At 61.2% G+C, this 8,957-nt stretch carries 5 protein-coding genes and 1 tRNA gene; 2 read left to right on the top strand and 4 right to left on the bottom strand.

Annotated elements, in window-relative coordinates; genetic code table 11:
* The 4 genes from KHO23_RS32185 to ltrA all read right to left on the bottom strand — a co-directional run bounded on the left by KHO23_RS32185 (position 1) and on the right by ltrA (position 5,323).
* A tRNA-Gly gene (locus KHO23_RS32185) sits at positions 1-76 on the bottom strand.
* A gap of 238 nt (positions 77-314) precedes the next feature.
* Entirely contained in the window at positions 315-908 is a 594-nt protein-coding gene (gene pgsA, locus KHO23_RS32180) for a CDP-diacylglycerol--glycerol-3-phosphate 3-phosphatidyltransferase (RefSeq protein WP_028199185.1), read from the bottom strand.
* Positions 909-1,222: 314 nt separating this feature from the next.
* Positions 1,223-3,430 (bottom strand): excinuclease ABC subunit UvrC, encoded by a 2,208-nt coding sequence (gene uvrC, locus KHO23_RS32175; RefSeq protein WP_211616744.1) that lies wholly within the window; start codon positions 3,428-3,430, stop codon positions 1,223-1,225.
* A gap of 192 nt (positions 3,431-3,622) precedes the next feature.
* Positions 3,623-5,323 carry a group II intron reverse transcriptase/maturase gene (gene ltrA / locus KHO23_RS32170; protein ID WP_211616742.1) on the bottom strand — a complete coding sequence of 567 codons (1,701 nt, stop codon included), beginning with the start codon at positions 5,321-5,323 and terminating at the stop codon, positions 3,623-3,625.
* A gap of 1,223 nt (positions 5,324-6,546) precedes the next feature.
* Between ltrA and earP the strand changes: the two genes are divergently transcribed.
* Positions 6,547-7,740 carry an elongation factor P maturation arginine rhamnosyltransferase EarP gene (earP, locus tag KHO23_RS32165; protein WP_211616740.1) on the top strand — a complete coding sequence of 398 codons (1,194 nt, stop codon included), beginning with the start codon at positions 6,547-6,549 and terminating at the stop codon, positions 7,738-7,740.
* A 475-nt stretch (positions 7,741-8,215) separates the two neighbouring features.
* On the top strand, positions 8,216-8,773 hold the full coding sequence (efp, locus tag KHO23_RS32160; protein WP_201070122.1) for an elongation factor P: 558 nt from the start codon (positions 8,216-8,218) through the stop codon (positions 8,771-8,773).
* The last annotated feature ends 184 nt before the right edge of the window (positions 8,774-8,957 follow it).

The raw sequence follows: 8,957 nt of genomic DNA, 5'->3' as shown, positions 1-8,957 counted from the left end.
TGGAGCGGGAGACGAGGCTCGAACTCGCGACCTCAACCTTGGCAAGGTTGCGCTCTACCAACTGAGCTACTCCCGCATTGTGCTGCTTTTGCCCTGCTTTTTACCGGCTAACTTCTGCCTTGTTACTGCAACTACCCTCTTACTGCCACCGACGTTTCGAACTGCGTGCATCGGAGAAACGAGATTATGGAGAAACGACTGAAACGTGTCAACCCCTTTTGCGAATGTCTTTAACTGAAAAGATTTCACTCGCGCTGCTGCGAAGCAGGGACACGCTTCGCCCATCTGGACCTCGCGCCCTGATCGCTCGCAATTCAGGCAACGCCGCCCCGCTCGCGGATCTGCGGCCACGCGAGTTTCATGTAATAGAGCATCGACCAGATGGTCAGGAACGCGGCCAGATAAATCAGCCACAAGCCCCACACACGCGTATCGACAGAGACACCGCCGCCGAACGGCAACGGCCCGTAGAACAGCAGCATTGGAATCGCGACCATCTGGCACACGGTCTTGAACTTGCCGAGCGAATTCACCGCGACGCTCTTGGATGCGCCGATCTGCGCCATCCATTCGCGCAGCGCCGAGATTGCGATCTCGCGCCCGACGATCACCAGCGCAATCGCCGAATCGATCCGCGCGAGTTGCACAAGCACCAGCAACGCTGCCGTCACCATCAGCTTGTCGGCGACGGGATCGAGAAACGCGCCGAACGCCGAGGTCTGATTCCATTTGCGGGCCAGAAAGCCGTCGAACCAGTCGGTGAGCGCCGCCAGAATGAAGATCGTCGCGGCCGCCAGATTACGGTGCGCGGGGCTCATCATCATGTCGGGCAAATAAAACACGCCGACGACGAGCGGAATCAGGACGATCCGCAGCCAAGTCAGGAAAATCGGAAAATTAAACGGCATGGGCAGGCGCAGCGTCTGACAAGGGAGATGCAATTGTGCCGTGTCACAAGACCTGCCACAAGCAAAGCGGCGCGCGGGGCCTGGCACGCGCAACGCCGGGCACCGCTTGCCAGCCTCTTATCGGCCGCTTGTCAGCCTCTTATCGGCCTCTTGCCGACTGCTTTTGCGCCGCTTCTGGGTGCGCCTCTGGGTGCGCCTCTGGGTGCGCCTCTGGGTGCGCCTCCGGGTCCGCTTCCGGGTCCGCTCCTGAGACCGCATCTGCGTGATCTGGCGACCGCCCGCTGCCGCCCCCCGGTCATCGCGGCGTGCCGCGATCAGTGCAACTGCCGGTAGATCTGCTCGGCAAGCGCCTGCGAAATCCCTTCGACGCTCGCCAGATCCTCGACGCTCGCCGCAACCACCCCACGCAACCCGCCGAAGCGCGCCAACAGCCGCTGGCGCCGTTTCGCGCCCACCCCTTCGAGTTCTTCAAGCCGCGAGGTCTGGCGTGTCTTGCCACGCTTGGCGCGCATGCCGGTGATGGCGAAGCGGTGCGCCTCGTCGCGGATTTGCGCGACCAGCATCAACGCCGCGCTCTCCTTGCCGAGTTCGAGCGGCGCGCGGCCGTCCGCGAAAATCAGGGTTTCGAGACCGACCTTGCGCCCCTCGCCCTTCGCGACACCGACCAGCATGCCGGTATCGAGACCCAGTTCGGTGAACACCTGGCGCGCGATTTCGACCTGCCCCTTGCCGCCGTCGATCAGCACGATGGTCGGCAGGATGCCACCAGCCGCCACCGGCTCCGCGGCATCCGCCACGAGCGACGGGTCCGCTGCCGCGTCAGGCTGCAATTCGGCGGCTTCGTCCGCAGCGTTCGCGGCCGCTTGCGCGACCATCTTCTCGTAGCGGCGCGTGAGCACCTGGCGCATCGCCGCGTAATCGTCGCCCGGGGTGATGCCGGTGATGTTGTAGCGGCGGTATTCGGACGACTGCATCTTGTGATGGTGATACACGACGCACGACGCCTGCGTCGCCTCGCCCATCGTGTGACTGATGTCGAAGCACTCGATGCGCAAATGCGCGAGGTCGTCGTACTCCATGCCGAGCGTGTCGGTGAGCGCGCGCGTGCGGGCTTGCTGCGAGCCTTGTTCCGAAAGAAGGCGTGCGAGCGCGAGCCGCGCGTTCTGCTCGGCCATCGCGAGCCATGCGCGCCGTTGACCTTGCGGCTGGCGCAACACCGTCACCTTGTGGCCGGCCTGCTCGATCAGCACGTCGACCAGCTCGCGCGTGGCCGGCGCGTGGCTGACCACGAGCACCGGCGGGACGCGATTGCCGATGTAGTGCTGGGCGATGAACGCCTCCAGCACCTCAGATTCGATGCCGCCGGCGGGTGCACGGCCTTTGCGTGGCGTCGAAGGTTCGACTTCAGACCCGGCCGCATCCTCCGCTTCGGCCTCGACAGCAGCGCCTTCCTCCTCACCCTCCTCACCCGACTCTTCGGACGGCATCTCCCCCGCAATCGCGAGGGCGTCAGCCGCGTCGGACGATGCGTACGCGCCCGTCTCATCCCCGCCAGACACGGAGCCCGCGCCTGCCGCGACATCAGCCGACAACGCAGCGCCGCCATCCTCTTCAAGGCCGCCCTCGCCGACCGTCAAGGCGCTTTCCACATGCGCCGGGAAATACGCCTTGTCGCCCAGATGCCGGCCACCGCGCACCATCGCGAGATTCACGCACACGCGTCCGCCGAGCGCGACGACCGCGAGAATATCCACATCGCTATCGCCGCCCACTTCAATCGCCTGTTGATGCAGCACGGTCGACAGTGAACTCATCTGATTGCGCACCGCCGCGGCCTGCTCGAACTTCAGCTCGCTCGCGAACGCGTGCATTTTCTGCTCGAGTTCCTTCATCACCTCGCCCTGCCGGCCGAGCAGAAAGCGCGATGCGTTGGCGACGTCGCGCGCGTAATCCTCTTCGCTGATTGCTGCGACGCAAGGCGCCGTGCAACGGCCGATCTGATGCAGCAGACACGGCCGGGTGCGGTTGTTGAACACGGAATCTTCACACGTGCGCAACTGGAAGACGCGCTGCAGGATCTGGATGCTCTCGCGCACCGCCCACGCGCTCGGGAACGGACCGAAGTACTGATTCTTGCGATCCACCGAGCCACGATAGTACGCCATGCGCGGAAACTTGTGACCGGTCAGCTTGAGATAGGGATACGACTTGTCGTCGCGAAACAGAATGTTGTAACGCGGCGTCAGCGCCTTGATCAGATTATTTTCGAGCAGCAGCGCTTCGGCCTCGGAGCGCGTGACGGTCGTCTCGATGCGCGCAATGCGCGTCACCATCATCGCGATCCGCGGCGACAGTTGCGTCTTTGTGAAGTAGCTCGAGACGCGCTTCTTGAGATCGCGCGCCTTACCCACGTAAAGCACCGTGCCCTGCGTATCGTAATAACGATAGACGCCGGGCAGATGCGGCAGTTGGGCGAGCACTTTTTTCGGCTCGAAAACGTCGGTTGCTTCGGGTTCGGTCATGCAGAATCGGTTGGCTGGGACAGTGTCGCGAAACCTCTGCTCGCGTGCTGCGCGGCTGAGTGGCCACCTGGACGCGCAAGCGCGGATGAGTGCTTGTCGGGTAGCCCGACTTTCTTGCGAAAGCCGGGCCCCCCGAGAACCGTACGTGCGAGTTTCCCCGCATACGGCTCAAATCTACAAACAAAGTTCTGTCTACGACAGAACCGGCTTAGTTACAACCAGCTTACCAATGTGCACTTGCTGGTGGCAGTGCGGATGGAGCAGCACCCGGTTGGACAGAGCGTCGGTACCACCATGCATCCGATACTCCAGATGATGGTCGTGCCAGCCGGTTTCGTCCGTCAGCGCACAGCCACAATGCGCGCATAACCCGCCTTGTGACATATACAGCGTCGCCCACTGCTTTCGGTAGCGCATTTGTTCCCACATGCGCCCCTGCCGCAAGGTTTCGCCATATTGCTCCCACGTCGGATCAAAAGGATTGAACTCGCCCTTGATCCTCGTGTGCCGTTTGATAGCCATACCGCTAAGCTGGTATAGCTCATTCAGCCCCCAACTGCCGTCTTCGCGTTCTGTACGAACCGCAAACACCCAGTGCCGGGCACCGATAGAGTGAAAGTACTTCTGTTTCACCCACACAGCACTCTTTTGCGGGTGCCTCCGCTTCGACCACCGCCAGAGCTTCCGAAAAATCAGATGCTCCATGCGGCTGTACGTCTGCTTGGCCGAGACCGGACGGTGGTACTGCGCCCATCCGCGCAACATCGGGTTCAGCAGTTGGATTAGATCCCCCTGCTTTGCCGTTTTGTTGCCGCTGATCGTTTCCGCCACCTTGCGATAGAACGCTTGCGCGTTCTTCTTGCTCGGCTTGATGAGCAGTTTTCCCGAGTACTTCCGAAAATTCCACCCAAGGAAATCGAAGCCGTCGTCAATATGGGTAATCCGCGTTTTCGCCTCCGACAGTTGCAGCCCCCGAACCGCAAGGAACGCTTCCACCCAAGGTCTGACCACGCTTTCCAGTATCTCTTTCGAGTCGCCGGTAATCACGAAGTCATCCGCGTATCGCACCACATTGACCTTCAACTTCTTAGCCTTGACGATCCCGAATTTCGCACCGAGGTGCGCAACCAGTTCACGCTCCAGCCCGTTCAGCGTCACATTTGCCAGCGTCGGGGAGATGATCCCTCCCTGCGGCGTACCGGCCTCAGTCGCCTGTAGCTGACCCTTGTAAATCAGGCCAGCCTTCAACCACTTCCGGAGAATCTCCCTGTCCATAGGGACATGGTTCTCCAGCCAGTCGTGGTTAATGTGGTCAAAGCAGCCTTTGATATCCGCTTCCAATACCCATCGGGACGAATCCTTCCGGGACGTGCAAGCGCGTACCTGACCCATAGCATCAGCCGTCGAACGGTTTATCCTGAACCCATAAGAGTTCGGGTCGCTCGTCGATTCCGACACCGGCTCCAAAGCCAGCAGATAGAGGGCCTGCATCGCCCTGTCCCGCATGGTCGGGATGCCCAGCGGGCGCTCCTTTCCATTGGCTTTGGGGATAAAGACTCTCCGTAATGGCAGAGGCTTGTATCCGCGCCGCTTCAACCCACCGATGGCTTCCCATCGGCTCTCAGGCGAGTCCCACAGTTCGCGATCGACTCCAGCCGTTCGCGCACCCTGGTTCTGCGTAACACGTCGTACCGCATACAGCTTCGCGGACAACGTGCGAGTCAGCATCCGTTGCAGAGCTTTCACCCTGCGCCAGTCACTTTCCCGCGTCGCCTTCGCAATTCGAATCTGCATCCCTCTCACGTTCCGTTCAACTCGACGCCAATCGATGGCGTGCCAATTGTCCGGCGCGTGGGAAAGCGCAGACCCGGTCTTTCGACCAGATACTTTCATGCTGCTCTCCTACTTGGAAGAAGTCCCCAAGCAGAAGGCGCATCTCCCCCAGAGGGGCAGACACACCCCGCTGGGGAACAACAGACACCTAAACAGGAGCGCATGCGCCCCTATCTCGGACAAACACCTCAGTACGAACGCATGCGCTCGCACCTGACCAAGTTGCTGAGGGTAGTCAGCCGCCTTGCGACGGTAGACCAGACGGAAGTCTGCCCGCTTATCGCGTGGGGTAATGTCTCAATCCCTATCCGGACCGTTACAGCCCGGCATTCGCTTTCTCCGTCCTCCCATACCTGCACAATCAACAGCGTCCCTTGCGGTTCGCCTGCCAGCCTCACTGCGCTGGCAACCATACAGGCTTACCACGTTCCCGGCATGTCACACGACCGACGTAGGTTCTGCCTATCCCCCGGTGGCTTAACAACGACGTAGCCCAAATTCTAAGTGGACTAACCAGCCACGTACCTTTTGGTTAGAGCCCGGTGTTCAAGCAGCTTTGGCTCCTCACTGGTAACGAGGTTTATCAGCAGTTCACATACGTTAACCCTATCGGCCAGCCTAGCTCCTCGACCCCTTTGCTGCTAGGAGTGTCCAGACCAATCCCTCGCGGGAACGGCCTGCCCGAAACATCCGGAGGCTACATTGTCAGAAGAGCTTCACACCCCACCGTTACCAGTGACGCATGTCTTCTTAGGCTACTGCTGGTCGTACAGCAGGTTCACTATCCTCGCCGTACAACTGACGAGGCCAAACAATGACACACCGAGCTTTCGCTCGTATCGGTTCGCGAATCCATTGCCGCTGACGGCGCAGGAATTACATACATCACTCCACCCTGTCGGCGGAGGTGAAGCCGCTGACGGGGCGGAACCTGACGGTAATCAGGTCAATGCAATGCGAGCTCTCGGAGAATGTGCTCTACCGAGACTCGTATGAACGAGACCCGGCAAACCTCTACCGGCTCTCGCTTCGCTAAAAGAGATACCCCGCTTCTGAGCAGTTGCGTCGAGGGACTCGCGCCCCTTCCCGATGCTCCGCGTGATATCTTCGCGACTGGTTAGGCTCATATAGACGCCTCCTTTGCCGCTAGTCGATGCCCCTTACGTTGGGGCTACCCGGACACGAGCGTGCGTGTCGCACTAGAATCGCCAGTTTAGAGCATTCCGCGTGCGTTCGAACCCTGCCGCATCGAACGGCGCGTCCACTCTGCGACCCACGCCACCATGTCCTCCGCTACGCCACCTTCCGAACACCCCGTTGCCGCGCCCGCAGCGATCGCCTGCGATATCTTTTGCGCAGTAATCGACAATTTCGGCGACATCGGCGTGTGCTGGCGTCTCGCGCGCCAACTGGCGAGCGAGCACGGCTGGCAGGTGCGTGTGTTCGTCGACGACCTCCACGCATTCCAGAAGCTGTGCCCGCCGCTGGCGCTGGATCGCGCGCGCCAGACGATCGGCGGCATCGTCATCGAACACTGGCACGAGCCGGCCCACGCGGGTGATACGCTCGACGTGGCCGACGTCGTCATCGAAGCATTCGCCTGCGAACTGCCGCCGATCTACGTCGCCGCGATGGCGCGGCGCGAGCGCAAGCCAGTCTGGTTGAACCTCGAATATCTCAGCGCTGAAGACTGGGTCGCGGATTTCCATCTTCGGCCCTCGCCGCATCCGCGCTATCCGCTAACCAAGACCTTCTTTTTCCCCGGACTCGGCCCCGGTACCGGCGGCGTATTGAAAGAGCAGCGTCTCGACGCCGCGCGCACGGCTTTCGAGGCGTCGCAACCGGCACGCGAAGCGTGGTGGCTGGAAACCACAGGCCGCGCACCGCCACCCGCCGCGGCCACGGTTGTCTCGCTGTTCGCCTACGAAAACCCCGCCGTCGACAGCCTGCTTGAACAATGGTGCGACAGCGCCGAACCGGTCGTAGTGCTGGTACCGGAAGGGCGCATTTCGGGTGCGCTCGCGCGCTTTTTCGGCCTGTCTTCGTTCGGTGCCGGTTCGCACGCCGAGCGCGGCGGCCTCAGCGCCCACGCGCTCGCTTTTACCGGACAACCCGGCTACGACACGCTGCTGTGGGCCAGCGACGTCAATTTCGTGCGTGGCGAAGATTCGTTCGTGCGCGCCCAATGGGCCGCCAAACCCTTTGTCTGGCACATCTACCCCCAGGCCGACGACGCCCATCTGCCCAAGCTCGACGCCGCGCTCGCCCACTACACCCGCCCCCTGCCCAACGACGCACGGGACGCGCTCGCGCGCTTCTGGCACGCGTGGAATGGCGCGGGCCGGCCAGACTGGACGGAATTCCAGCGTCATCGCGCAGTGCTGAAGCAGCGCGCAGCCGAATGGGCCGGCGAACTGGCCCAGGTGGGCGACCTCGCTGGAAATCTGGCCTTGTTCGCAAAAACTCAGTTAAAATAAGCGGTTATCCAACGGCCGACGACGCAAGCGCGGCCCGATCGCAGCGACTTGGTCTTGCGAACTCGTCTTGCAAATTCGTCTGGCAATTCGCCAGGCTAACTGGCCGGACCCACTCGCGAGGCAAACCCAGCAGGCCAATCCGTTTGGCTCTGGTGAACCCGGCATCGAAAGATGCATGACCCGCCCTCAGCTTGGCAGTGAGTGGCGCACCGTCAAAAAAGGGGCGCATCCTGTCGATCGGCGCCACTCGTGATCACGCCCGCACAGGGTAAAAAGCAGGTAACGGATTGCAGGGGTTGCAGGTTTGCAGCCTCGCCGCGGGTCATCGCGGCAAGCCGGCCGTGCTCCACGCACCGCTTCCGGCAGGCGTCGCTCTCAAGCGCCGCCGCGCCAGAGTGCAAGGAGCAGCGAGGCCGCTTGCGCCGTATGCCGTTGAGCAAAAGTTGAAGCTACTTAATTCGTACAGGACAGTTTTATGAAGACCGCACAGGAACTCCGCACCGGCAACGTAGTCATGATCGGCGCAGACGCGATGGTCGTGCAAAAGGCCGAATACAACAAATCGGGCCGCAACTCCGCCGTCGTCAAGATGAAGTTCAAGAACCTGCTGACCGGCGCAGGCATGGAAAACGTGTACAAGGCAGACGACAAGTTCGACGTCGTTGTGCTGGAACGCAAGGAAGTCACGTACTCGTACTTCGCTGACCCGATGTACGTGTTCATGGACGCCGACTACAACCAGTTCGAAGTCGAAGGCGAAATGATGGGCGACGCCCTCCATTACCTCGAAGACGGCATGGCTTGCGAAGTCGTGTTCTACAACGAGAAAGCCATCTCGGTCGAACTGCCGACCACGCTGGTCCGTGAAATCATCTATACGGAACCGGCCGTCAAGGGCGATACCTCGTCGGGCAAGGTGTTGAAGAACGCCAAGCTGACCACCGGTTTTGAACTGCAAGTGCCGCTCTTCTGCAGCATTGGCGACAAGATCGAAATCGACACGCGTACGCACGAGTACCGCAGCCGCGCCTAAGCGCCTGCAGCCTGAATCCTGCTGCCGGAGCAAGTCCGGCGCAGCGAAAAAAAAAATGGCAAAAAAAAGCGCCCACCTTGGGCGCTTTTTCTTTTTTGCGCCGCCGTGTATGGTTGAGGAAAACTTTACCGGCAGCCTTCTCAAAAATGCCTGTCCGCCATGCTTACCTTCCCGGCTTACGTCA

This window comes from Paraburkholderia haematera (assembly GCF_905220975.1).
GTDB lineage: Bacteria > Pseudomonadota > Gammaproteobacteria > Burkholderiales > Burkholderiaceae > Paraburkholderia > Paraburkholderia haematera.
Note: the sequence above shows the minus strand (reverse complement) of the source record. Positions and strands in the feature narration are given on the sequence as shown.

Excerpts from the sequence above, each read along its gene's own strand:
- ltrA (WP_211616742.1), bottom strand. The coding sequence starts at position 5,323 with ATGAAAGTATCTGGTCGAAAGACCGGGTCTGCGCTTTCCCACGCGCCG.
- pgsA (WP_028199185.1), bottom strand. The coding sequence starts at position 908 with ATGCCGTTTAATTTTCCGATTTTCCTGACTTGGCTGCGGATCGTCCTG.
- uvrC (WP_211616744.1), bottom strand. The coding sequence starts at position 3,430 with ATGACCGAACCCGAAGCAACCGACGTTTTCGAGCCGAAAAAAGTGCTC.
- efp (WP_201070122.1), top strand. The coding sequence starts at position 8,216 with ATGAAGACCGCACAGGAACTCCGCACCGGCAACGTAGTCATGATCGGC.
- earP (WP_211616740.1), top strand. The coding sequence starts at position 6,547 with ATGTCCTCCGCTACGCCACCTTCCGAACACCCCGTTGCCGCGCCCGCA.